Origin of the sequence: Sphingobacterium sp. R2, assembly GCF_040760075.1 — a bacterium.
Taxonomy (GTDB): Bacteria; Bacteroidota; Bacteroidia; order Sphingobacteriales; family Sphingobacteriaceae; genus Sphingobacterium.
Window position 1 is genome coordinate 3,122,047 of sequence record NZ_CP142884.1, and the last position, 25,409, is coordinate 3,147,455.

Sequence of the window (25,409 nt, forward strand, 5' to 3'; positions counted from 1 at the left end):
TTGCTATGTCCGTTATCTGTTTTTTAATTAATTGGATTGTCTTTAAGCTGATATATTTCCTGTAATTCACGTTCAAGGTATTTTCCCAAACGGCGATATCCATCTGTTTCAATAAGATAATTATCTTCAATACGAACCCCGCCGAAATCGAGATGTTTTTTTAAGAAATCATAATTGATAAAGTCTTTGTGTAAATTTTGCTGTTCCCAAAGCTGCGTTAATTCCGGGATAATATAGATGCCGGGTTCAACGGTTAGCACATTGCCAGCCTCCAATTTCTTACCTAGCCGCAGTGATTTGATTCCAAAAGTCTTGGTCTCTTTTGGCTCAGCTTCGGTATAACCTACATATTGTTCACCAAGATCCTCCATATCATGCACATCAAGACCGAGCATATGGCCAAGTCCACATTGAAAGAAAAGCGCATGCGCGTGATTCATGACCGCATCTTGCGCGTTGCCTTTCATAAATCCGGTTTGGATAAGTCCGTCTACAAGTGCTTCACAGGCTTTTAGATGTATTTCTTTAAAACGTATTCCGGATGTCAGCAGCTGTTCAGCAGATTTAAAAGAATGTAAAACAATCTGATAAATTTCTTCTTGCAAACCTGTAAATCGTTTTCCTACAGGAAAGGTTCTGGTTAGATCAGAAGCATATCCCATAGCAGTTTCAACGCCGGAATCATTGAGGAGAATATTACCTTCATCAAGTTGGTGAAATTGCATATGATTGTGCAGAATTTCACCTCGTTTTGTAACTATCGGAGGATAGGAAAATGGGGCTCCTTGATCTTGCGCAAAATGTTGCATAGCATTGCTGATCTGATATTCATAACAACCAGGTTTTGTCATTCGCATAGCTATGCGATGCATATCGACAGCGATATCTACCGCCTTTTCTAGTTCAGCGATCTCTTCTTCCGATTTGATGCTACGTTGAGCAACCACGGCTTTAATTAAAGCGACCGAAGGTTCTAACTGACTGACAGATCGGCCAGTTATTTGTTGAAGTAATAATTTGTTGTGCGATTGATAAGGAGGAAGGTAGTGAATTCCTGCTGGCGTTTTCTTGTTAAGATAGTCGAAGAGTTGATTGAATGGGAGGACTGTACGAATACCCGACAGTTCTGCTTTTTCCGCTAAAGTTTGCTGCTGGCCCATCCACACAATATCGTCGATCGTCATTTCGTCCCCAAATAGGATAGTCTCATTTTTTTCAATATCCAATACAGCAGCCAAACCTGGACTTTTTATTCCTATATAATATAAAAAGCTGCTGTCCTGACGAAAAGGATAGGTGTTGTGCTCAAAATTAATCGGGTTTTCAATGTTGCCTAACAAAAGAATTTTGCCAGAACTGACGGATGATAACAGTTTATTTCGGCGGTGAAGATATATTTCTTTTTTGAACATAAATTTTGGAAATTTTAGAATGTAATGCTTTTTATTTTGTTAAAGCCATAGATTTTTGAAATACTTGTGATTTGCAATTGGCTTGCCCCTTAGATGTAAATTGTCGAATACGAATATCGTAAAATTTAAGCGCTTCAAAACGATTTATTTAAGAGGTTTATCTTTGATAGTGCAATTTTTGCTATTGTTACAAACGAATAAGATTCATTTTTATACACTTTAAAGAATCAAAAATGAAATTTAATAAAGTTCTATGTTTCTGTGGAATTCTAATTATCACAATTTATCAAAGTCTAATTGTATTTTAACCCATTTTTTTAATATTAAAACGTTTTTAATAACAATTATACTTTTCTTTAGAAGATTTGTTAAGGATTATTAAATATTGTCGGATTCTAAACATATTTTAGTATTGTAATTTTAAGAACAAACTAAATAGATTGTTGTTGCTTTGCAGTTGCTATATTTATGTTAACTAAACAGTAACATAAACTAAACATACCTATGAAAACGCTCCAATTTAATGTTCCTACCATGCGAGGCCAAAGCCTTACTATTCAAGAAGATGTTTTGGAAAATTTCTACCCTCATTTTCATCGACATCAAGAAGCTCAATTAATGTGGATAAAAAAAGGCAAAGGAGTTTTGATTGTTGAAGATACCTTACACCCCTTTAAGGAAAATGATATTTTCTTTTTGGGTGCAAACCAACCGCATGTGTTTAAATCGGTCTCTCAGGAAGGTTTTTCAAATGAATCTCGCTCTGTTTCCATTTTTTTCGATCCAAACGGAAAGCTTAAATCCCTGTTTTCCCTGGACGAATTTGAATCGCTGCATCAATTTATCTGTAGTAACTCCAGAGGATTTAAAGTCCCCGAACCTTATTTTGACCAGATATCACAACGAGTTTGTCAGTTGAAATCTGCGGATCAAATGGACATGTTGATGCATTTTTTTTATCTATTGAGAACGTTAGCAAATATTTCAAGGGGCGCCGATGCGCTTTGTAACGAGCGTGTGGAAGCAGGCTTTGAAACAGTGCATGGATCAAATCGCATTCATTTTATCTGCAACTATATCAGAGAACATTATAGAGATGAACTGACGTTGGAAGAAGTTGCTGATCACGCCAATCTTACGCCACAAGCTTTTTGTCGCTATTTTAAAAAGCATTGTGGGGTTACATTTGTCACTTATCTTAATCGCATAAGGGTCAAAGAAGTGTGTAACCAGTTAAATGAAGACCACTTGGACAGTGTTTCGTTTATTGCCTACAACTGTGGCTTCAATAGCATTACCAACTTTAATCGCGTATTTAAACAAATCGTCGGCTGCAATCCAAAAGAGTATGTCCAGCAGTACAAACAAACGCTATATGCTATGATCTAATGTTAGTCGAAAAGACAGGATGAAGGATATTTAAGCTATTAAATATTCTTCTATTTGCTCGCTTTGATTAGATAGCTATTAAAATCCAACGGTACTAAAATCTCATTAAATTGAAATGCTAAAGTTCTATTTAATGGGATTTTCAGCTTCTTATTGATCTATCTATTTCGTAAGGAACGCATGTAGTTTACAAATTTGATGGTAGCAATTAGTCGTCTCTACCTATTGTTTTTTAAAAAAAAATATTATTTTCTTTCTTAAAAATCTTCAAAGAAGTAAAGTTTTTATTTTTTTTTGTTGTTTTCTTTGAAAAATAGCTTGTGAGATTAATGTGTTTTAATGTGCTCTAGTAAATCTGTGCTTTTATTAGTTGTTTTATATAAGGAAAAAGCTATTTAATGCCTTTTGGAGTGTCTTTTTTGGGATATGTAAGTGGTACGGAGCTTTTTTTGTTGCGAACATGTTAGTTATTTAACACTTTGGGTTAAAAATCGGGTAATAATGATCAATATTCGGTTATCAATGCAGACTAAGTACCCCTAACTTAGTTTTTATAAAAACACTAAAAACTAACATCTGAAACTAAACTTATGAACAGAAGAAGCATTGCTATGCTAGCCGCTACCGTTTTGGTAAGCTCGGCGGTATATGCGCAAACAGTTTTAAAGGGGAAGGTGGTCGACCAAGACGGAAAGCCAATACCCGGAGTTACACTGACACTCAAGGACGGAACAGCGACACAAACAGGACAAAACGGCGAGTTTACGATTAACTACAAGCAGGCAGGGACTTTAAGCGTTTCGGCTATCGGTTATGGTCGTAAAGAAGTGAATTTAACCAATCAGAGTACAATTCAGGTTACATTAACGACCGATGAGCGCAGTTTGGACGAAGTTGTGGTAACTGCGATGGGCATTACCCGGGAAAAAAAATCGTTAGGATATGCGACTCAGGAATTGAAAGCTGCAGTTTTGACTGACGCAGGAGCAAACAGTTTAACAGGAGCTTTGGCGGGTAAGGCTGCTGGTGTCCAAGTAAACCAATTTGGTGGAGCAATAGGATCCTCAGCTCGTATTTCCATTCGGGGAAACTCTTCTCTGCAGGCAGATCAACAGCCGTTAATTGTTGTCGATGGAGTGCCAATTACAAATAATGCGCAACGTTCGGGTGATAATACCTACTCTGGGGTGGATTATGGTTCGGGATTAAATGATATTAATCCGGATGATATCGAAAGTATCAATATTCTGAAAGGTGGAGCTGCTGCACTTTATGGTATGCGTGCCGGTACAGGCGTTATTATGATTACAACGAAATCGGGAAAGCGGGCGGAGAATGGAGTACAAATATCCTATGATGGAAATTTTTCCATTGATCGAGCAGCTAATTTACCCAAATATCAAAATTTATATGGCCAAGGTTCCAGAGGGGATGAATACAGTTATAAAATTAATGGCGCTGGCATGTCGTATCAGGATTATGTATTGAAGAAATCATTTAGTTATGTTGATGGGACAGGAAGTTTTGGTACAAATGACAATATAGATGAATCCTGGGGAGCAAGATTGGATATCGGATTAAAGGTTCCTCAATTTAATAGTCCTGTCAATAATGGGGTGCGCGAAGCTACTGATTGGATTTCCCATAAAAATAACGTTAAGGATTTTTTTCAGACAGGTTTTTCCCAAAATCACAACGTTTCTTTACTTTCAAAAACAGATCGTTCATCCACGAGAGCTTCCATTTCTTTTCGTGATCAACGCGGAACAGTGCCCAATACCGATCAAAAGAAATATACGGCACAAATAAATAATAATTATAAAATCAGTGATAAAGTTTCATATGATATTATGAGTAATTTCACACGTACTGAAAGTAATAACTTAGTCACGCAAGGTTACGACGGTGCCAATCCAATGAATGGCTTGATTTGGTTCGGCCGCCAGGTAGATATGCAAGACCTGAAGAATAATTGGGATCAGGTAGATGAGCAGGGTAACTATACCTATTACAATTGGAATTCCGTGTACCATATGAATCCTTACTTCACGATGAATAAATCGCAAAATGCCTTGAAGATAAATCGTGTATTTGGAAAGACATCTTTATACTATCAACCTTTTGATTTCTTAAAATTTGAAGGTCGAGTCGGCTTAGATTATTATAATACGAATATATTTGAAACCACCTATTTTAACTATGACAATAAAAACGGTAAATTCAATCAAATAAAAAATAGTAATTCTGAATTTAATGCCGATTTTATTGCAAACTTTAATAAACAATTTGGCGATTTAAGTTTGACGGGAATTTTAGGCGCCAACTATCGGGATTATCAATATGAAACCAACACCTTGGGTGCTAAGGGGCTAAATGTGTTAGGGGTTTATACCATTACCAATAAAATTGGAGATGCTTATACCGTTATGGACCATTCGAAAGGCCGGTCAAATTCTGTTTATGCACAGGCTAGTTTAGGCTGGCGTGACGAATTATATCTGGATTTGACAGCGCGGAATGATTGGTCTTCAACCTTGACGAAATCCTTCTTTTACCCTTCGGCGAGTTTAAGCTGGCTGCCAACAGCAAGTTTTGAAGGGCTAAAAAGTGATTATTTAAATTTCTGGAAATTGCGCTTAAATGTAGTTAAGGTTGGTAATGCAACGCGTCCGTATCAAAACGGAAATTACTACTATGCGCAGACCGATTCCTATAATAATTTAGCGCAGATGTATAAGAGCATGACGTATGCAATTGAGGGCTTAGAACCCGAAGCAATTACTTCATACGAAATCGGAACGGAGCTGGGCTTATTCAAAGATCGCTTACATCTTGATTTTACTTATTATAATAAAACAAATAAAAACCAACTACTTCAAGTATCCACATCCAATGTGGTGGGTTTTAGTTCGATATTCCTAAACGCTGGTGAAATTAAAAGCAAAGGCGTTGAATTGCAATTAAGAGGCGATATCCTCAAAGGTGGTGACGGTTTGAATTGGACAACAACAGTTAATTTTTCTAAAGACAATAATTTAGTTGTTGAACTATATCCACAATTGGATTTAAAAGATTATAGGCTTGGCTGGACTTGGGGGATCTCCAATATGGCATCTGTTGGAAAGCCATGGGGCACTTTAGTCGGATCTGGTTTTGATCGTGTTGAAGACGGACCAATGAAAGGAGCAATTAAAATTGGAAAAGAAGGAACAATTGCTAATTCTTTAGATGCTCAAGATATCGGTAACGTGGTACCTGATTTCTTGGCTTCTATGCGAAATGATTTTACCATCAAGGATTTTAGATTTGGCTTTATGCTTGATTTTCGAAAAGGTGGCGATATTTGGTCTCAAACAATGGCGCATGGGTATAATACAGGGATAGCATCAATTACCGCAGCAGATGGAATTCGTGAACGTGCTATTTTGGCAGGTAGAGATGTAATGAAAAATGAACGCTTTGCTATGTCGGACGGAAATAATGGATGGATAGAAAACACCATTGAAACTAATGCACAAGACTGGTATGAAAATAATAGCATTGCAGAAACATTTGTTTTTGATGGTTCATTCTTAAAGTTGAGAGAAGCTTATATATCCTATAATTTACCAAAAACTTTATACAGCAGAATAAAAGGGATAAAACGCGCAAGTGTTTCAGTTACCGGGACAAATTTAGCGCTTTTATGGGTGCACAAAAGCAATACGATGCGCTTGGATCCGGAAGGAGGTGGTGTATCAAGTGATTCAAGAGGAGTTGGTTTTGAACAAGCAGGCGTGCCAAATTCAAGAAGTATAGGTCTTAAACTGGGTTTTACATTTTAATTTTTAAAGATATTTTGAAACTTGAAAATCGAAAACCAAAAAAAAATATGAATATGAATGCTTTAATAAAAAAACTAAAATATACACCTATCCTAGTCGCTCTTTTAGTATCTGGATGTACCAAGAATTTTGAAAAAATAAATACAGATCCGGACGCTTTACACGATGTTCCTCCTCAAAATATGTTGGTGAATGTGATGCGCTATGCCGGAGACCAATTCGGTGGCGATGTAGATGGCTATGGTACCTTTGCCGGCTATATTGTTAAAATTCAATATCCGGACGATTTAAGCGGGTTAACACCTTCGAATAATACGTATGGAAATCGTTGGGCAGCCTGTTATTATAATATTACCCAAATGCTTGATTTGTTGAAAAAAACGGAAAAAAATGCTGAAGGGTATAAAAATACCCGCCTCATTGCCAGAATATGGAATAATTATATGTGGTCGTATTTATTGGACGGTTGGGGAGATATTCCATACTCAGAAGCATTTCAAGGACGTCCCGAGGATGGCTCGATCTTGAAAGCCAAATATGATAAACAGGAAGATATCTTCCCTGCAGTATTGGCCGACCTTAAATCAATTGCGGATGAAATGGCGGCAGGGATAGGGACGGATGAAATGGGGGATTATGATGTGATCTATGGAAAAACCAATAGTGGAAGTGCGGATATAAAGGAGCAAATGCTAAGGTGGCAAAAATTCTGTAACGCGTTGCGCTTACGGATGGCCATGCGTATTTCTTCTGTTGCGCCAGCATTAGCTAAATCGACTATTGAGGAAATTGCCGGTAATAAAGAGAAATATCCTGTTATTGAAACAAATGCAGAAAGTTGCCAAATGTTTTTCCCTGGCACCTTACCTTATATGGAACCCTGGTATGAATCCGGCATTTACGGTAGTCGTATTAACAATTGGGGAATGTTTGATATTTTTATCAATCATTTATTAGAGACCAAAGATCCACGTATAGCAGCCATTGCACAAAAGAATAACGCAGGTAAGTATATAGGATTTATAAATGGTTCAAAAGACAATCCGTCGCCAGCAACCTCAATCTCTTGGATTGGTCTACATTATATTAATGATCCTGCCGGAGCAGTACCCTTCTTTAAAGCCTGTGAAACCTACTATATTTTAGCGGAAGCAGCTTTATTAGGATATAATGTAGGGTCGCTCACAGCGAAGGATGCGTATGAAAAAGCCGTTACACTTTCGATGGAAGATAATAACGTAGCAGCAAGTGATGTAGCAAATTACTTGGCTGGTGAGGGTAAGTTTAACAATACCAAAGAACGTGTTTATTGGGATATGTGGGTGGCTTTATTTAAAGAGAATTATGAAGCTTGGAGCTTATATCGCCGTACGGGTATTCCAAATACAAACTATCCTTCGCTAATTCAGAAGTTTAAAGAACCTCACACCGATCAGCCGTTCCGTTTACCGTATCCAAATAATGAATATTTGTATAATGCAGAAAATGTTAAAGCTGCAGCGGCTGGAACAGTCGATTACAATTGGGGTAAGCGGTTATGGTGGGCTAAAGATAATGGCAAAAAATAGTTTCACATGTTTATTTTTACGCAGCGGGGTAACTTCGGTTATCCCGCTGTTTTTTTATGATTTCTTTTGATTCGACACCGTTCAGGAGTTGCAAGAATAAGCGGATTAAGGCGAACAGAGGGTATTTAAAGGAATAGCCGAAGTTGGAAAATCTACAATGGGATGGCTACAAGCTTCATTTAGTCATCAATGATAGGGGCGGGATTTTGAATGTTCTGATTATGGCATGGACGCAAGACCTCTGCTTCGCTATCGTTTCGTGTCTCCTCCGATACTTCATCGTATCAGAGTCTGGGTGTATCCGTGGTAAGAGCGACATGAGTCCGTGGTGAGTCCGAGTTATACTCGGAGATAAGACAGTAGCATGGCTGTCAGAAAACGCTCTTATCTGCTCTTAAGTACGAATAAGACCCGAAGATTCGTCGAATGATCTTCGAAGAAGGGGGTAAATAGTAGACACTATTGAAGCTTCTCAACGGATTTATATCTGGTAAATGGATAAATGGGCCAAATAGTTTTGTCGTATCGGTTAAAAATAAAAATTCTAGTTTGCTGATAACAAAAATTGAACAGGCATAAAAAAAGGTTTTCAAACGGGGAGAATGAAAACCTTAAATAACCAATTATAAACCTAAATTATGATAGAACAAAGATAGTGTGTTTAATACACTTTGTCAAGAATTATTTCAAAAAAATTAAATCTTTTTGAAAACTACACTCGAATTGTGTCCTCCAAACCCAAATGCATTGCTCATTGCTGTATTTACGGTTTTTTCCAGAGGCTGATTGATCACAATATTTACCCCATCTGGAATCTCGGGATCGATATTTTCGATATTAATTGTTGCCGGAATTACATTATTGTTGATAGATTTTATGGCAATGATTGCTTCAATAGCTCCCGCAGCACCAAGTAAATGTCCTGTCATTGATTTGGTAGAACTGACCCATAGATTATTTAGATTTCCAAAAGCTCGTTGTACGGCTTTAAGTTCGGCGATATCTCCCACTGGCGTAGAAGTCGCGTGGAGATTTAAATAGTCGAGCTCACTGGTATTAATTCTAGCCTCCTCCAAAGCCAGAGTCATGGCTTTTGCTGCGGCTACCCCTTCGGGATGGGGCGAGGTCATATGGTAAGCATCTGCGGTCATTGAAGCTCCGACAAGCTCTGCGTAAATTTTTGCACCTCTTTGCTTGGCATGTTCGTATTCTTCGAGGATAAGCGCACCTGCACCTTCTCCCATCACAAAGCCGTCGCGATCACGGTCAAATGGTCTGCTTGCGGTCTGGGGGCTATCATGCCGGCTCGACATGGCTTTCATGGCAGAAAAACCGCCAACGGAAGCCGGGGTAATGGGGGCTTCGGAACCGCCGCTTATAAAGACTTTGGCTTTGCCGAGCCTAATGTAATTAAAAGCATCCATAAAGGCCGTATTGGATGTGGCGCAAGCCGATACGGTAGTGTAATTGATTCCTTTTAAACCATACTTCATTGAAATCATGCCTGAAGCCATATTGACGATAAGTCTAGGAACAAAGAAAGGGCTGAATCGTGGTTTGTAATCTCCTGTCACGTAGCCTTCTACTTCTTTCTCGAAAGTTTCCATGCCGCCCTGACCAACACCCCAGATGACACCGATATCAAATGGATCTATGGCATCGAGATCTAGTCCCGAATCTTCCATTGCCTGCGCTGCACTGTATAAAGCATATTGCGTAAAGAGATCACTCCGTTTAATCTCATTTCTATCTAAGTATTTTTCAGGTTGAAAGTGTTTAATTTCACTTGCAATCTGTGTTCGAAACAACGAAGCATCAAAACGGCTAATAAGTGTTGTGTGGTTTTCGCCTCGCAAAATGTTATCCCAAAATATGTCTATGTTTTCGCCCAGCGGGTTAATTGTTCCCATGCCAGTTATTACAACTCTTTTCATCTTTTTTATTTTAATATAAACTTATAAATATACCAATTGGTATTTGTTTTTGTAAAAAAATTAAGCCTTGATCTCCCGATCCACCATTTCCTTCATTTTATCCAATACAATGGCAAGATCTTTTCCTCGGCCGGAAATCTTGGAAAGCAAGATTCCGCCTTCGACCATCGCCATAAAGGTGATGGCATAATTTTCAGCAGAAATATGCTGTTTAAATTCACCGCTGGCAATTCCTTCTTCAAGAATTAGAATTAGCCGCTGTCTCCAAAGGTCAAAGGAACGTCTGACTTTGGGGGTTAAAAAAGATAGCGAATCATCGGCTTCCACGGCCGCATTCATCATGGGACAACCTCCTGAAGCTGCGATGTTTTTGAAATTATCTTTGTAAAAATCAAAAAAAGACAATAGCTTCTTTAAGGATGTTTTTTGCTGCATAATCTGCTGATTAACAGCTTCTGAAATTTTTCTGCTCTGATAGGTATAGACATGGGTAGCTAGGTCATCCTTGTCCTTGAAATTACCGTAGATACTTCCTTTTGTTAAACCTGTCGCTGTCGTAATGTCCGAGAGTGAAGTTGCAAAGTAACCTTTTTTATTAAAGATGGGCGCGGTTTTCTCAATGATAAATTGCCGTGTCTGTTCTGCTTTTGACATGTAATTCCTGTTCTTTTAATGCAAATATAAAAAATACTTTTTGGTATATTAATAATTTATGCTGAAATGCCTTAGAAATTGGATTTATTTCGCTTTTGAAATACGATAGGTACAGCGGGGGGCGTTTTCGATGATGTATTCTGTTCTACAGATACGATAAGCCGGACCGATGAGTTGCTGAAAATTATTCAGTTCGGAGCGGCAGAATCCCTGACATTCGGTTGCTGCTGCACATATGGGACAATGATTTTCAATGAGAAGATAATCGTCAGCCTCTTTTTTCCATTCTGCCATATAACCTTCCGCCGTTCTTTTTGCGGCAATAACTTCAAGTTTTTTTTCGATGGATTCAATATCCGATAGCGCTTCAGTATATTTTTGATATACTTTGGACTCCCGATCACTAATAAGTAGATCCAAAGCATTCTCGCCAAGCACTTGTTTAATCGACTGCAACAGTTGTACTGTAATGTCGGCGTGACTATCTGGAAATCTTGCCATGCCCTGTGGTGACAAACTGTAATAAGTCGAAGGGCGGCCTATACCTTCGCTCCGGGCATTGGAGACAATCAGGTTTTGATTCGCGAGATTCAATAAATGTTTACGGGCCCCTTCTTTTGTTATAGCCAACTCTGTTGCAATCAAAGCTGCAGTGCCTTCTCGGCGCATTTTTAATAACATTAATATTCGATCAGCTGGATTCTTCTGCATTTGACAATAAAAAAGTTGTTTTATATAACATCAGCAAAGATAGTGTTTTTATTTTTTGTCCTAAAATGTGTTTCAAAAATAGGTTTATCCTTTTTGATTTATTTTTATGACTTTAATAAAACAACTATTTGGTTGTTTTATTAAGTTTGATTCTCTAGTTTTGACTTATCATAAAAACAATAAAACTATGCACAAATTTCAATTACCCCAGTTAGAATATGCCTATACGGCGCTTGAACCATATTTTGATCGCGAGACCATGACGATTCATCATCAAAAGCATCATCAAGCTTATGTTGACAATCTAAATAAGGCATTGGAAGGAACAGCAGGCGAAGCTGACGATCTATTGGATATATTAACAAGCGTAAGTAAATATAGCCCAGCAGTACGCAATAACGGCGGCGGTCACTTTAACCATACGCTATTTTGGGAAATTTTATCGCCCAATCCAAAAACGGTACCCACAGGGAAGTTAGCCGATGAGATAAACGCTGCCTTTGGTTCTTTGGAAGAGCTCAAAGCCCAGATCAAAAATGCTGGACTTGGGCAGTTTGGTTCGGGCTGGTCTTGGCTGTATGTAAAGCATTCCGGCGCCTTAGCTATCGTAGCTACTCCCAATCAGGATAATCCGCTGATGGATACACAATCGATCGGCAGAGGTTTCCCTATTTTGGGGGTCGATGTTTGGGAGCATGCGTATTATTTGAAATATCAAAATAAAAGAGCCGATTATTTGGATGCATTTTGGTCGCTTTTGGATTGGTCTGTTGTTGAACAAAAATACGATACTGTGATTGCAGGCTTGGTTTGATATGTTTATCAATAAAGTTGAAAACACGGGTATATTGGCTTTAGATCTAATTGATTTTAAGACCAATCTTGCTATCCTAAGTTTTGATATCAAAACATTGTTGTATCAGGAAGCAATCGTTAAAGAAAAAGAATTCAGAGAAGCTTTGGCGGCGGTGGACTGGTCTGCTTTTCGAAATAAGGCGGTTGCCATTAGCTGTTCTGTGGACGCAATTATCCCGCCTTGGGTCTATATGGCCCTGGCGGAAAAACTTCATCCTGTTGCAGCGTATTACGATTTTAAGGCGATGGAGGATTTGGAAATAGACCTGTGGATGCAGGCTTTGCAAGCGATGGATTTGTCGCATTTTCAGCAGCAAAAAGTTGTCATAAGGGCCCGCCCTAATATTCCGGCGTCACTTTATATGTTGGCGACAGAACGTTTGATTCCTATTGTCCAGACGTTGATGTATGGTGAGGTTGGTATGCCAAAAGTTATTTTTAAAAAAGGGAAAGTATAATGAAAGCATTACTATTCAATGGCGCCTTGGAAAGAAGGCAAGAATCTACATCGGGAAAATTGTCACACTATTTTTCCGACCAACTGAACCAAAGGGGTGTTGAAAATACTATTTTTAATTTGGCTGATAGCGGAATACCCTTATTTGATTTGAGCCTCAATCGGGTACCCAATGCGGTCAAGATTATGAATAACTTATTTCTTGAGGCAGATATACATTTTTGGTTGTCTCCGCTTTATCATGGAAGTATTCCCGGTGTCATGAAAAACTGTTTGGATTGGCTTGAAGTCAGTGCTAAAAATAAACCGGCTTACCTGACGGATAAACATATCGGACTGGTTTGTTGGGCCGATGGTGTACATGCACTACAGGGCATTAATGCAATGGATGCTATCGCGAAGTCGCTCCGCGCCTGGACATTGCCCTTTAGTGTGCCCATCATGAAATCTGCGCTTTTTGAGTCCGACAATCCAAATGTGCTGTCTTCGGCTTACCAGTGTAAGCTGGACTTGCTGATCGATATTGCTACGAAAAAGAGTAGCGAATATCGTTAATAAAAAAGCCTCTCGAATTATCGAGAGGCTTTTTTATTAACGAGAAATGTTTTAGCCTATATTTAAATAGATTAGCCAAGCCCTATCTGGAAAATTAATTTCAAAAAAGTAAAAGAATGTCTTTAGCAATTCATCGCGGAGATATATCTTTGTTTTTTGGACCCGCCATTTGATTACGCGGTTTTCCGATCTATATTTTCTATTGTCGACTTTGAAGAAGCCTCATCGACGGCAAATTTAGAGGTAGAGAGAAGTCTTTAACCACCATAAGACTTTCTTATTACATATTATGAAACCATTGGCTGAAAAGGCCCCATTTAGTTTAATTGTTTAAATGATTAAGATATTGGATTAATGATGTTTCAGTTGAAAGAGTTAACGAAGATAATTGCATTTTTTATAGTATACTTTACTGTACATGCTGTAGCTGCACAGAGTTTTTTGCCATTGGATGAAAATAAATATCGATCTGATGCGGAAAAATTATTGCTATCGAGCTCGGGGGACAGTGTGAAAGCAATGCAGCATTTTTATTTGGCAGATTACTATAGATTTAGAGATACGACCGAATTTTGGGATCATATGCAACAGGGGGAGCGGTTAGCCAAACCGTTCCGGAGCTTACAGGCGATGGGGGCACTTTATAAAAGCTATTATTATGGGCAATTTCTAGATAGTAAAAATGCAGGAGTTGAAGCCCAACGATGTGTAGACCTCCTTGGAAATGCACAAAAGCCTTTTCAGCAGGGGCTTTTGGCCAAAGCTTGGTATAATCTGGGCTTAATTCGATTTCCTAAAAAAGGATTTGCTGATTTTCTGGATATCCTCAATGGGAAGTGTTTGCCATACGCCAAAGCACACGATCCTATTATGGAAGGTAGTATAAATACGATGATCGGCATGGCATTTATGTCGTCCAACCAGCTTGCAAAAGCGGACGAATACCATCAATTGGCTATAAAACAGCTCGAGCAGCAACCGCCGAGTGCTGCACTTGTGGTGGCTTATCTCAATACAGTCAGTAATTATTGTTATCAGGTGAAATCCAAAGAAGCAAGAGTACTGTTGGATAAAGTCAAACAACTATTAAACAAGTATCCAAATTCCACTCAGCTGCCCAATTACTACTACAACGAGGCTCTTTACGCTACAACAAAGCAGCAAACGGATGAGGCGTTACGGTTATTGGATATCGGCTTGGATTGGTCGGTGAAGATGAACAATTGGAAATTATTTCAGATGATGCGGTTCAGAAAATTTAATGTGTATCTCTTGCAGAAAAAGTATGCTGATGCTAAACTGCAGTTGGAGGAAATCGTGAAAAATGGATTATTAACGCGAGATCTCTACAACAGTAAAATTGTGTACAGTCAACTGGCGGGTGTGAATGAGCTGATGGGTAATTATCAGGATGCGTTGAAGATGTCCAATATGGCAAATAAACTATCCGATAGCATACAGCAGGTCCAATTGCTGGAAAAAATGAATGAGATGGAGACGAAATATAAGACCGTTGAAAAAGAAAAAGAAATTTTGAATTTACGCGCAGAAAAGGACCGTAACCAATTTCGGATTTTTCTCGTTTTGGGTATTGCCGTTTTGCTTTTTTGTATTGTGCTTTTTGTTGCTTTTTTCTATCGAAAACAACGGAAGCTCAATACACAGATTCAGCTCAACCACGAAATCGTGTTGGACAAATTGGAAAAGGAAAAACAGCTGCAAATTTCGGAATCTATGCTCAAGGGGGAGCAGCAGGAGCGTCAGCGTATAGCCCAAGATCTGCATGACAGCATAGGTGGTATGTTAACAGGTCTAAAATTTAAGATTGCCGGCGATGTAGGAAAGGGTACACTCTTGACTGATGAAGTGCCGCAGAAGTTGAACGACATCTTAGGCGAAGTAAGGCGTATATCCCATAATCTAATGCCCGAATCGTTGCGTCAGTTTGGATTGATAGCAGCATTGGAGCAATTGTGTATAGCAATGAAAAATAGTCATGTTTCGATCCAATTTGAAAACTATGAACCTGAATTGAATGTGGATTTTCAAAAAGGATTGGCCATATATCGAATTGTTCAAGAGGCCATTTCAAATGCATTAAAGTATGCAAACGCAGATGCAATTATCGTTCAGGTAAGTAAATCGGACGAAGTACTGCATATCCTCGTTGAGGATAATGGCAAAGGCTTTGATTCCGCTGTGTTAAATTATGGATTGGGTTTAAATAATATGGTCAATAGAGTGAAATGGATCAATGGATCAATTGATATTCAGAGTAAGCTCGGATCTGGAACTCAAATCGAAATTGGTGTAACTGTTTAAATAGGCTGAGTCATGAAGATAATTGCAGTGTTAGACGATCATCCTTTATTGTTGGAAGGTGTTGCCTCTTTTCTCAATAATCAGGATGGGTATCTTGTATATCCCTTTTTGGAAGAAATTTCGTTAATTGAATTTTTAAAGGTCACGAAGGCGGATCTCCTACTTATGGATATGCAACTGTTGCAGACAAATGGAGTAGATGTCTGTACTCAGGTGAGGAAGCTGTTTCCTATGATTCCTATTGTTGCATTGAGCAATTTGGCCGATGGTAATCTTATTTTTCAGTTTATGCAGGCTGGCGGAAATGGCTATATCTTAAAGGATGTTAGCAACGAAGAATTTCTGGGCTGTGTACAGCTCGGCCTGGACGGCAAAGAAGCAATTTGTGATCGGGCAAAAGAACTTTATCGTGGTGCAATTTCTACGATCAGCAGTCTCCCTAGGCTTACACAGCGCGAAAAAGAGATTTTGACGTTGATCTCCAATGGACTTACCACGAACCAAATCGCCGAGCAGTTATTTTTAAGTCCAGTTACTGTGGAAACGCATCGGCGCAATCTCCTGACTAAATTTAAAGTTAAAAATATGATTGAACTTGTACAGCTTGCGATGAAACATAAGTTGTTGGGACTCGAATAGAGGCCGCTCTTAGTGGTCACCGTAACCGACGTCATCAAGCTTACCTTTGAAGACCCTAAATTGGATAATAAAATAAGCAACCACCAGAATTGCTGCAAACATAAACCAGCCTAAACCAACTGAAAGACCATATTCATGTGCTGCAGCATTTTGAATCGTCAAGGAAGGATTTACGTCATTCGTTGAAGGCAATAATATAGGGAACATGGAAGCAACGGTCGTGGCAAAGCTCCCCAGTATAAACAGGGATGAAAATAGGAAGCCAATACCATCTTTCTTAAAGGTCTTGATCCAAAATTGTCCAAGTAATCCAACAGCAGCAATCAAAGGAAATATCCACAGCCAATAATGATTTTGGAGATTGTTTAAGGAGATGGGTTTCACATAATGCCATACATAGGCCGATAGTAGGACAAGAATAAGCAAGACAAAGTTGAGTTTAAAAACAATATTCTTTAATCTAGTATTTAGTGTGCTGGATGTTTTCAGAATGACCCAGCCTGCACCGTGGATTGTTAATGTAACGACGGCAACTAAACCTAATATGATGGTGAACCAGTCTATAATGCCTTGATGTTGGGCTAATGGGTCAAATGTCGGGTTCCAAAGTGCTAAGAAGAAATAATGTGGCTCTTGGGTCGATACACCATTTTCTACCATACCTAGGTTTACTCCGCGAACGACATTGCCTAGGGCAGCGCCAAAGAAAAGTGCCAGCAACAGGCTTGCTAGACCAAAAGCTTTATCCCATAAAGCCTCCCAAAGCCGATGGTGAACCTGCCCCCTGAGTTCAAGACTTATCGCTCTAAAAATAAGTAACCATAATACAAGCATGAGCGGTAAGTAAAATCCACTGAAAGAGGAGGCATAAAGCGTTGGGAAAGCAAAGAATAGGACACCGCCGGAAGCGATGAGCCAGACTTCATTGGCATCCCAAAACGGCCCAATCGCGTTAGTCACAGCTTTTTTCTCCTGTTCGGTTTTAGCAAAGAATAGATGGACAATTCCCGCCCCAAAATCGTACCCATCGAGTACGATATAAATTCCCAACATAAAAGTTAATACGATAAACCAGAATATTTCCATAGCTAATTAGGTTGATGCAACTGTCGTTTCAGGACCTTTTCTAATGATCTTCAAGACTAACATCAGAAATAACAAACCCAAAAGAATGTATAAACCAACGAAGCCGAGAAAGGTAAATAATGTATTTCCAGAAGATACGGTAGGGGATACACCGTCTACCATGCGCATGAGATTATAAACTAGCCAAGGTTGTCGTCCCAGTTCCGCCGTATACCAGCCTGCAGTATTCGCGATGTAGGGGAAAGGAATCATAAACATAATGATCCACAACAACCATTTCGTTTGATACAACCTGTTCCGCCAAAGCAGTAGCGCTCCTAGGACCATAATGCCAATGAATATGGTACCCAAACCTACCATGATGTGATAACTATAATAAAGCCCAGGCACGTTCGTTGGGTGTAACGATTGGTCAAATTCATTTAATCCTTTAATTTCTGCATCCCAACGCTGGTAGGTCAGGAAGCTCAATACATTCGGTACGGCTATCTTATTGTCCAATTTTTTGTTTTCCATGTCCGGTTGACCGATCAGAACAATCTCTGAACCGCCTTTTTCTGTTTTGAAAATTCCCTCCATGCCAGCAAAGGCAGCGGGTTGGTATTTTACCACATTTTTTGCGGCCAGATCTCCTGTAGGAAAGGCAAGCATCACCGACGATATTGCACCAAAGATGACCCCACTTTTAATGAATATCTTACCAAATTTGCTATGCCTGTCACTGAGCAGATAAAATGCGCCAATAGAGGCAACGAAAAACGAGCTAGTCACCAATGAAGCGGCTTGATTATGTAGATAAGATGGCCATAACCATGGATTACTGAATAATGCACTAAAATTGTTCAGTACAAATTTGCCATTTTCGAGAATCTCATACCCAACAGGATGCTGCATCCAGGAATGCGTGGCGATAATCAGGAAACCACTGGCCCAAGATCCAATAAAGACCATCAGTCCAGCTAAAAAGTGCAGCTTATGGCCGAGCAACTTTTCTCCAAAAAGGAACATTCCTAGAAACGAAGATTCTAGGAAAAAGGAAAACATGCCCTCCATAGCTAGGGTCTGTCCAATAATTCCACCAGTAAGTTCCGAAAACTTCGCCCAGTTTGTGCCAAACTGAAACTCCATCGGGATGCCGGTGACAACGCCCATGGTAAAATTAAGGGCAAAGATTTTCATCCAAAATTTTGAAGCATGGTTGTAATCTTCGTTTTGAGTCTGAAGAAATTTCCATTTAAAGTATACGATCATCAGCGATAAACCCATGGTCAATTGGGGGAAAAGATAATGAAATGTAATAGTAAATGCGAACTGAAGCCGATTGTAGAGAATCATATCTTCCATGGATTCGAAGTTTTGGTTAAAAGACAGCTAAATATAGCCATTTTATTTCCCAATTTAGCGTGGAGACAATTTATTTTTGCTAAAAAATGGCGCATTTTTATCGTTTTCTGAGCTGATTGTAAAAATCAAAACGATAATCCCTCATGACTCACCATAATCCCTTATTTATCTTATCTTCGTCCGATTTAATGATGGACTAGAGGGGGAGAGAAGAATATATAGCGAAATGAAGAAAATAATCATTTTGATGGGCGTTTTATTAATACCCGTACTTTTGATTGTCGTAAATAATATCGGTCGGGGAAGACCTGCTAAAGATAATACTGTATTTAGGAGCAAATTATCGGATTACAATTTGTTCAAAGGTAAATTGGCTGATCTTACGCCAAACGACCAAGGGATTTCCTATGAATTAGCATCTGCTTTATTCACAGACTATACTGATAAAAAGCGTGCAATCTTTCTTCCCAAAGGGAAAAAAATGACTGCATCGGACGATGGATTACCTGAATTCCCCAATGGTACTATCATAGCCAAAACTTTTTTCTATTCGGCAGCAAGTGTGCTTAAAGGGACTAAAGTACTGCTGCTTGAGACTAGGCTTCTCATCAATAAAGATGGGCAATGGAATGCGGCTACCTATCAATGGAATGCGGCTCAAGATGAAGCTTTTCTACTAATGGACAGCGCTTCCGTTCATGTTTCGTTTCTAGACAGCAAAGGTGTTGAAAGACAGACAAATTATATCATTCCTTCCCGGGAGGATTGTTTTGCATGCCACCGTCAAGGGAATCATGTGCTTCCAATAGGTCCAAAAATAAGAAATATGAACCGTATTGTCCATGTAAATAAAGAACCCGTCCAGCAATTGGTATATTTGAGCGATAGAGGTATGCTTGATTTGACATCGTTGGGTGATTATACAACTCTGCCAAGTTATGATGATGTGACTCGGTCGACAACTATGCGGGCACGTGCTTATTTAGATCTTAATTGCGCCCATTGTCATAATCCTAAAGGTACCGCTTATATGACGATGCTGGATCTCCGTTACGAAAGCCCCTTGAATGAAACTGGAATTTTGTTGAAACAGGCCAAGATGATTGGAAGAATGTCTACATTAGGAGAGATGCATATGCCTCAAAAGGGAACCACAATACTGCATGATGATGGAATATCGTTGATTAAAACCTATTTGAGATCTTTAAAATAAAAGATCTTTTAAAGATGAAGTTGTTAGCACCCAATGACCATCGCCACGGAAAAATAAAGCGGCACTTATTTAATTAAGTGCCGCTTTGTTTTTATTTAGAAAAATAGTTTAAAGCAGTTCAAATTCTTTTTCTTTGACATCGCGACTGTTGGGCCCAATGTACACTTTGAAATTTCCTGGCTCTGCGATATATTTCAGGCTGTTGTCAAAAAATTTCAGATCATCTACGTTAATTTTAAAGTTTACCGTTTTTTGTTCGCCTTTTTTAAGGAATATCTTCTGAAACCCTTTTAGTTCTTTTACGGGACGTGTAACTGATGCAACGACGTCTTGTATATACAGCTGTACAGTTTCCTCAGCATCATAGTTTCCGGTATTAGTGATGTCGATACTCGCCTGTAACGTACCTTTTTCGTCGATTGTGTTTCGGTCAAGACGAATGTCACTATACGAAAAGGTCGTATAACTTAGACCATATCCAAAAGGGTAAAGTGGCGAATTACTTACATCGAGATAATTAGATTTGAATTTTTCAAAATCGCCCGAGTTTCCATAAGGTCTGCCGGTATTTTTGTGTGCATAATAGATCGGAATCTGACCAACATTGCGTGGGAAAGTGGCCGTAATTTTTCCTGAAGGAACGACATCCCCAAATAAAACATCGGCTACTGCTTTTCCTGTTTCCGTTCCACCAAACCAAACATTTAATATCGCGGGAACATGAGCATCTTCCCACGTGAGCGTCAGTGGTCGGCCAGTGAATAGCACAAGGACAACTGGCTTACCTGTGGCCAACAATGCTTTTAACAGATTTTGTTGATTTTTTGGAATATCGAGTTCTGAGCGACTGGAGCTTTCTCCAGACATTTCCGAAGATTCGCCGAGCGCAGCGACGACTACATCGGACTGCTGGGCAACTTGCACGGCTTCTGCAATGATCTCCTCTTCTTTGCGGGAATCCCGTGCGATTGTACGGCCGAACATAGTTGCATGTTTTTGGTAGTTCGGGTCTTCCAACAGATTGCTGCCTAGGTGTGTCAGGATATTTACTTTGTTGCCCAATACAGCTTTCATGCCCTCAACTAACGAGGCTGTTTTGTCTAGTTCAGCACTGACACTCCAGGTTCCCGGCATGTTTGGTCCTGAATTGGCTAAAGGTCCAATAACAGCGACTGTGCCTGTTTTTTTCAATGGAAGCGCTTGGTTTTCATTTTTCAATAAGACAAATGATTTTGCCGCAATTTCTCTGGCTTTCGCATGATTGGCTTCAGATCCAATCACTGTTTTTGCCCGTTTTTCATCACAATAGCGGTATGGATCATCAAATAATCCTAATTTATACTTGGCTTCCAAAACATAGCGGCAGGCCCTGTCAATATCTACGATTTTGACTTTTCCAGCGTCTAAAGATTTCTTTAGCGTCGTAAGAAACCCTTCACCCACCATATCCATATCAACACCTGCATTAAGACTTAAAGCAGAAACCTGCTGGAGGTCTCCTAGGCCATGTGCAGTTAATTCATTTACCGCTGTATAATCGGTTACAACCAATCCTTTAAAGCCCCATTGTTGGCGTAAAACATCTGTCATTAACCATTTGTTTGCCGAAGCAGGGACACCATTGATATCGTTAAAAGACGTCATGATACTTCCAGCTCCGGCGTCTATTGCTGCTTTGTAAGGAGGCAAGTATTCATTGTACATCCGGTGGAGGCTCATATCCGTGCTGTTGTAATCACGACCACCTTCGGCTGCACCATATAGGGCAAAATGTTTGACGCAGGCCATCATGGTGTTATGTGCTGCCAGGTTATCCCCTTGGAAGCCATGGACGATGGCTTCAGCAACCCGAGAGCTTAGATAGGTATCTTCACCCGCACCTTCGGAAATACGGCCCCAGCGTGGATCGCGCGAGATATCTACCATGGGCGAAAATGCCCAATTAATCCCATCGGCGGTCGCTTCTTCGGCTGCTATACGTGCAGATTGTTGAATCAAGTTCATGTCCCAGGTGGCGGCAAGACCTAAAGGAATTGGGAACACCGTACGATACCCGTGAATAACATCCATCCCAAAAATGATGGGTATTTTTAACCGGGATTGTTTGATAGCTATTTCCTGTGTTTTGCGGATTTTCGCTGGTGTACTCATGCTGAAAATCCCGCCGATTTGACCATTTTTAATTTTCGCTTCTACACCCGTGGATACTGTGGTTCCAGTGGTCGCTTCACCACCGGTTACCAAGTTAAGTTGTCCAATCTTTTCGTCGACAGTCATCTTAGCCATAAGCTGATCAATGAACGTGTCCATTTTCTGATTGGATTGCGCTGGACTGGTATGCCAGGCGAGCAATGCAAGAAGGAAAGTACCTACTACTTTTTTCATCGTATTATTTTTTTGTGCGCATGGATTTTGCTTCCCTCGCTACATGGTAAGTTTATGTAAAGCGCTCAAGATGACTCTTGAACCTCTTTTATGGGATGTCCTGTTGTTTTCGTGGAAGGAACCATTCTCAACGTGTGACGGATTGAAAATGATTCCACAGACCACTATTTTAAATAAGGACTTGTAAAACCGAGTTTTTTTAGTCCTTGTTGAATTTCTGGGGCCTGCATAAATAGCTCCCAGATTTTACCTGTTCTATAGTTTTCGATCATGACAATAATAGGCCCCTGATCGATGGCTAGATAACGTTGTGGGTACCAATTTGCCGTTTCACTGTAGGCATCATAGTAGCCATATTTACCCCAGACTTTATTGCCGAGTTGTTTGTCTAGGTATTGTGCAAACTGAATGCTTTCGTGTGGGGTGTAAGGCATGGATGACAAAGCTGCTGTCGGCGAGATCACGCCAGGGTCGTTGTCTGGGTGATGTGCATCGTAGCCGTTGATGGAATAGCTGGCCGTCCAGCCCCAGCCTTTATCCGAACCGTAACCTTTATAGCCTTTTGGGTTTAGATCTGCATAAGCCAAATTTATCTTAGCATGGTTGCTTGTCGCTTCCCAATAATCTGCATATTGGTCTTTTAATCCTTTGGGACTCAATCCTAAATAGGAGTAATGTTCCCAGAATAGCGGCCCCACTTCACCTTCTTTGGCATTGTGCTTCAGTACGAGTGGAATGTCATATTTTTTAGCGGAGCTTTTAATTGCACCAGATCTTGCCCAACCCTCATGATACACTTGGGGTGCAATAGGGTAAGTGGGAGAGGAGGCTGCTAAAATATAAGTAATAAGACATTCGTCGTATCCTCTGACAGGGTGATTTTGTTGAAAGTTAAATTTAGGACTCCAATGCCAATAGATAACATTTTGCCCATTTGTATAATGATTCCAATTGATTTCTTTCCATAGTTTATCTGCTTTTTGGGCAACTAGTTGGGCAGAATCATCTTTATCTTTTAGATATTCCCGAATGGCGATTAGGCCTTGGGCTAAGAATGCAGTTTCAACAATGTCACCGCCATTATCTTTTTCACTGAAGGGTTTCGCTGTCCCCAGTTCTCCATCGTACCAGTGTGCCCAGGCTCCTTTAAACCGTTCGATTTTGCCTAGATAATCCATGATGTGATCCAGCTTTTGAACGCCTTGATCCTGGCTGATAAACCCGCGTTCCATCGCGACAATCATACCCATGAGTCCGAAGCCACTACCACCTATGGTCACGACATTACGGTCATTTTGAGGGTAAACACCATCCATATGGATGCGTTCCCTGGCGAGACCGGAAGTAGGTTCGGCACCTTCCCAAAAATATTGAAATGTATGTTGCTGAATAGTTGTTAATAGCGAATCTTCATTGATTTTGCTTCCATCGGTTGAATCAATCTTTGAGGGACTGTCTGGACTGCTATTAGTAGCATTTTGGCACGAACTGCTGAGAATAAGCGCCAAAGCTATACCGCTAAGTGCTGGATATGCTATTCGTTTTCTCATGGATATGTTGTTTAATTCTTGAAAAAATGTTCAAACGACCATAGGTCGTTTGAACGGAGTTATTTTACTTATATAGTTACCAACCGGTATTTTGCGGCATTTCTGGTGTTTGGATACGTTGATTTTCCGGAATTGGGAAAAGCATCATTTTATCTTGGAAAGTTTTTCCATTGGCTGCCATAGCAGTTTTTCCCTGTTTTGTACGAATTAAATCAAACCAACGGTCATGCTCAAAAGCTAATTCAAGACGTCTTTCTTTCCAGATCAACTGACGGAGCTGTGCTTGATCCGTTGTCGTTACATTGGCTAATTTTACGCGTGTACGTACCATATTCAATGCATTCAGTGCTTCGCTGCTATTGCCAACCTCATTAGCTGCTTCGGCCAGGATAAGATAAATTTCACCTAGACGGAGGTAACGTACGTTCTTATCACCATCAGCGGCACCTCCATTTGCAGACGAATACGCTTTTTCATTATACATGGGGTTTTCTACACCATTGTCAATTAGACGGCCATCGTACAGGGTTTCGCCCCTGAAAATAATCGTTGCATCGCGACGGATATTGTCTTTTTCGGCATTGAAGGCATCCAATAAGTTTTGGCTTGGGATATTAAAACCCCAGCCTAAATTGACGGCTCCTCCACGAGGTGCCTGTACTTGACTATATTGTTGGATACCATGTGCGATAGAGGTACCCCTTGCTTGAAATTCAAATAATGATTCGGGACCATTTTCCCCAGCTAGACGCCAAATTGTTGCGTAATCCGGTTCGAGACTGTATCCTCCAGATGTGATGACAGTTTTCGCCATATCAGCAGCTTGTTGCCATTTGCTTTGATACAAATAGACTTTTGACATTAATCCTTGTGCAGCCCCTTTGGTTGCTCTACCTAAATCTTTTGCAGCATAAGCAGATTTGAGTGGAAGATTGTCGATAGCAAATTGTAAATCAGCTTCAATATAAGCGTAAACTTCAGCTGCAGGTTCTCTTTTTATTAAATCACGTTCTTGAATAGGAACATCGCCCCATCCACGCACGAGATAGAAGTAGTTCAATGCACGCAGAAAACGGGCTTCGGCAATCAATCTGTTTTTATAAGCTTCGTCTGTCAATCCAAATTTTTCTGTGTATGCAATAGCTTGCGTAGCCCGCCCAATGGATTTATACCAACGTGTCCACATGGAAAGAAAGGAACCGGTTGTTGAAGTATAAGTCAACTCGTCTAAACTTAGTTTATCACCACCGGCATCTGTAGCTGAACTACCTTTATCCGCATTATCGGAAAGCATGTCCGTGATACCGATGTAAGAGAAAGAATAATCCCAGTCAGTAAACATTCCATATACACCATTGACAAATTGCTCGGGTGTGTAGATTTCTTCACTGTCTTCGGCTTCAACATATTCTTTAGAAGGTACATCTAAGAAGTTGTTGTCTTTGCAGCTTTGCAATGCAATGCCCCCACTAAGAAGAATTGCTATATAAAGTTTGTTAATTTTCATTGTC

18 protein-coding genes are annotated in these 25,409 nt (G+C 39.9%); 9 read left to right on the forward strand and 9 right to left on the reverse strand.

Features of this window, described 5'->3' with window-relative positions; translation table 11 throughout:
- Window positions 1-23: 23 nt before the first annotated feature.
- Window positions 24-1,412, reverse strand: coding sequence for an aminopeptidase P family protein (locus tag VXM68_RS12895; protein WP_294184618.1), 1,389 nt, complete (start codon window positions 1,410-1,412; stop codon window positions 24-26).
- A gap of 504 nt (window positions 1,413-1,916) precedes the next feature.
- On the opposite strand from VXM68_RS12895, the gene VXM68_RS12900 reads away from it, so the two are divergent.
- The 3 genes from VXM68_RS12900 to VXM68_RS12910 all read left to right on the forward strand — a co-directional run bounded on the left by VXM68_RS12900 (window position 1,917) and on the right by VXM68_RS12910 (window position 8,193).
- Window positions 1,917-2,801, forward strand: coding sequence for an AraC family transcriptional regulator (locus VXM68_RS12900; RefSeq protein WP_367208941.1), 885 nt, complete (start codon window positions 1,917-1,919; stop codon window positions 2,799-2,801).
- A 590-nt stretch (window positions 2,802-3,391) separates the two neighbouring features.
- Window positions 3,392-6,625 (forward strand): SusC/RagA family TonB-linked outer membrane protein, encoded by a 3,234-nt coding sequence (locus VXM68_RS12905; RefSeq protein ID WP_294349096.1) that lies wholly within the window; start codon window positions 3,392-3,394, stop codon window positions 6,623-6,625.
- A gap of 53 nt (window positions 6,626-6,678) precedes the next feature.
- The gene (locus VXM68_RS12910; protein WP_367208942.1) at window positions 6,679-8,193 is read left to right on the forward strand and encodes a SusD/RagB family nutrient-binding outer membrane lipoprotein; all 1,515 of its coding nucleotides are present in this window, start codon (window positions 6,679-6,681) and stop codon (window positions 8,191-8,193) included.
- 695 nt (window positions 8,194-8,888) lie between these two features.
- Here VXM68_RS12910 and fabF read toward each other — a convergent pair.
- The 3 genes from fabF to VXM68_RS12925 all read right to left on the reverse strand — a co-directional run bounded on the left by fabF (window position 8,889) and on the right by VXM68_RS12925 (window position 11,492).
- Entirely contained in the window at window positions 8,889-10,127 is a 1,239-nt protein-coding gene (gene fabF, locus VXM68_RS12915) for a beta-ketoacyl-ACP synthase II (RefSeq protein ID WP_367208943.1), read from the reverse strand.
- A 60-nt stretch (window positions 10,128-10,187) separates the two neighbouring features.
- Complete coding sequence (locus tag VXM68_RS12920; RefSeq protein ID WP_367208944.1) at window positions 10,188-10,781, reverse strand: TetR/AcrR family transcriptional regulator; 594 nt, start codon at window positions 10,779-10,781, stop codon at window positions 10,188-10,190.
- An 84-nt stretch (window positions 10,782-10,865) separates the two neighbouring features.
- Entirely contained in the window at window positions 10,866-11,492 is a 627-nt protein-coding gene (locus tag VXM68_RS12925; protein WP_367208945.1) for a helix-turn-helix transcriptional regulator, read from the reverse strand.
- A 187-nt stretch (window positions 11,493-11,679) separates the two neighbouring features.
- Here VXM68_RS12925 and VXM68_RS12930 point away from each other — a divergent pair, with 187 nt between their 5' ends.
- The 5 genes from VXM68_RS12930 (at window position 11,680) to VXM68_RS12950 (ending at window position 16,320) form a co-directional block, all read left to right on the forward strand.
- Entirely contained in the window at window positions 11,680-12,306 is a 627-nt protein-coding gene (locus VXM68_RS12930; protein WP_336834643.1) for a superoxide dismutase, read from the forward strand.
- A 1-nt stretch (window position 12,307) separates the two neighbouring features.
- Window positions 12,308-12,805 carry a DUF2480 family protein gene (locus VXM68_RS12935; RefSeq protein ID WP_317667560.1) on the forward strand — a complete coding sequence of 166 codons (498 nt, stop codon included), beginning with the start codon at window positions 12,308-12,310 and terminating at the stop codon, window positions 12,803-12,805.
- Window positions 12,805-13,359, forward strand: coding sequence for an NAD(P)H-dependent oxidoreductase (locus VXM68_RS12940; protein WP_317667559.1), 555 nt, complete (start codon window positions 12,805-12,807; stop codon window positions 13,357-13,359). The genes VXM68_RS12935 and VXM68_RS12940 overlap by 1 nt, the downstream gene beginning before the upstream one ends.
- 354 nt (window positions 13,360-13,713) lie before the next feature.
- A complete protein-coding gene (locus VXM68_RS12945; RefSeq protein ID WP_367208947.1) occupies window positions 13,714-15,681 on the forward strand; it encodes a sensor histidine kinase in 1,968 nt (655 codons plus the stop codon).
- Between the two features lie 12 nt (window positions 15,682-15,693).
- Window positions 15,694-16,320 (forward strand): LuxR C-terminal-related transcriptional regulator, encoded by a 627-nt coding sequence (locus VXM68_RS12950; protein WP_367208948.1) that lies wholly within the window; start codon window positions 15,694-15,696, stop codon window positions 16,318-16,320.
- A gap of 9 nt (window positions 16,321-16,329) precedes the next feature.
- On the opposite strand, the gene cydB is transcribed toward VXM68_RS12950, so the two are convergent.
- Together cydB and VXM68_RS12960 are read right to left on the reverse strand one after the other, a co-directional pair.
- Complete coding sequence (cydB, locus tag VXM68_RS12955; protein ID WP_294184595.1) at window positions 16,330-17,406, reverse strand: cytochrome d ubiquinol oxidase subunit II; 1,077 nt, start codon at window positions 17,404-17,406, stop codon at window positions 16,330-16,332.
- Window positions 17,407-17,412: 6 nt separating this feature from the next.
- On the reverse strand, window positions 17,413-18,750 hold the full coding sequence (locus VXM68_RS12960) for a cytochrome ubiquinol oxidase subunit I (protein WP_294184593.1): 1,338 nt from the start codon (window positions 18,748-18,750) through the stop codon (window positions 17,413-17,415).
- Window positions 18,751-18,976: 226 nt separating this feature from the next.
- On the opposite strand from VXM68_RS12960, the gene VXM68_RS12965 reads away from it, so the two are divergent.
- On the forward strand, window positions 18,977-19,963 hold the full coding sequence (locus tag VXM68_RS12965; protein WP_293955380.1) for a hypothetical protein: 987 nt from the start codon (window positions 18,977-18,979) through the stop codon (window positions 19,961-19,963).
- A 108-nt stretch (window positions 19,964-20,071) separates the two neighbouring features.
- On the opposite strand, the gene bglX is transcribed toward VXM68_RS12965, so the two are convergent.
- The 3 genes from bglX to VXM68_RS12980 form a co-directional block, all read right to left on the reverse strand.
- Complete coding sequence (gene bglX, locus VXM68_RS12970; RefSeq protein WP_367208949.1) at window positions 20,072-22,348, reverse strand: beta-glucosidase BglX; 2,277 nt, start codon at window positions 22,346-22,348, stop codon at window positions 20,072-20,074.
- Window positions 22,349-22,512: 164 nt separating this feature from the next.
- The gene (locus VXM68_RS12975) at window positions 22,513-23,898 is read right to left on the reverse strand and encodes a glucoamylase family protein (RefSeq protein ID WP_343567184.1); all 1,386 of its coding nucleotides are present in this window, start codon (window positions 23,896-23,898) and stop codon (window positions 22,513-22,515) included.
- A 76-nt stretch (window positions 23,899-23,974) separates the two neighbouring features.
- On the reverse strand, window positions 23,975-25,405 hold the full coding sequence (locus tag VXM68_RS12980; protein WP_336834633.1) for a RagB/SusD family nutrient uptake outer membrane protein: 1,431 nt from the start codon (window positions 25,403-25,405) through the stop codon (window positions 23,975-23,977).
- Window positions 25,406-25,409: the final 4 nt, after the last annotated feature.

Coding starts and splice junctions, on each gene's coding strand:
- VXM68_RS12950 (WP_367208948.1), top strand. CDS start 15,694: ATGAAGATAATTGCAGTGTTAGACGATCATCCTTTATTGTTGGAAGGT.
- VXM68_RS12905 (WP_294349096.1), top strand. CDS start 3,392: ATGAACAGAAGAAGCATTGCTATGCTAGCCGCTACCGTTTTGGTAAGC.
- VXM68_RS12895 (WP_294184618.1), bottom strand. CDS start 1,412: ATGTTCAAAAAAGAAATATATCTTCACCGCCGAAATAAACTGTTATCA.
- VXM68_RS12935 (WP_317667560.1), top strand. CDS start 12,308: ATGTTTATCAATAAAGTTGAAAACACGGGTATATTGGCTTTAGATCTA.
- VXM68_RS12900 (WP_367208941.1), top strand. CDS start 1,917: ATGAAAACGCTCCAATTTAATGTTCCTACCATGCGAGGCCAAAGCCTT.
- VXM68_RS12960 (WP_294184593.1), bottom strand. CDS start 18,750: ATGGAAGATATGATTCTCTACAATCGGCTTCAGTTCGCATTTACTATT.
- fabF (WP_367208943.1), bottom strand. CDS start 10,127: ATGAAAAGAGTTGTAATAACTGGCATGGGAACAATTAACCCGCTGGGC.
- VXM68_RS12965 (WP_293955380.1), top strand. CDS start 18,977: ATGAAGAAAATAATCATTTTGATGGGCGTTTTATTAATACCCGTACTT.
- cydB (WP_294184595.1), bottom strand. CDS start 17,406: ATGGAAATATTCTGGTTTATCGTATTAACTTTTATGTTGGGAATTTAT.
- bglX (WP_367208949.1), bottom strand. CDS start 22,348: ATGAAAAAAGTAGTAGGTACTTTCCTTCTTGCATTGCTCGCCTGGCAT.
- VXM68_RS12925 (WP_367208945.1), bottom strand. CDS start 11,492: ATGCAGAAGAATCCAGCTGATCGAATATTAATGTTATTAAAAATGCGC.
- VXM68_RS12930 (WP_336834643.1), top strand. CDS start 11,680: ATGCACAAATTTCAATTACCCCAGTTAGAATATGCCTATACGGCGCTT.
- VXM68_RS12975 (WP_343567184.1), bottom strand. CDS start 23,898: ATGAGAAAACGAATAGCATATCCAGCACTTAGCGGTATAGCTTTGGCG.
- VXM68_RS12940 (WP_317667559.1), top strand. CDS start 12,805: ATGAAAGCATTACTATTCAATGGCGCCTTGGAAAGAAGGCAAGAATCT.
- VXM68_RS12920 (WP_367208944.1), bottom strand. CDS start 10,781: ATGTCAAAAGCAGAACAGACACGGCAATTTATCATTGAGAAAACCGCG.
- VXM68_RS12980 (WP_336834633.1), bottom strand. CDS start 25,405: ATGAAAATTAACAAACTTTATATAGCAATTCTTCTTAGTGGGGGCATT.
- VXM68_RS12910 (WP_367208942.1), top strand. CDS start 6,679: ATGAATGCTTTAATAAAAAAACTAAAATATACACCTATCCTAGTCGCT.
- VXM68_RS12945 (WP_367208947.1), top strand. CDS start 13,714: ATGATGTTTCAGTTGAAAGAGTTAACGAAGATAATTGCATTTTTTATA.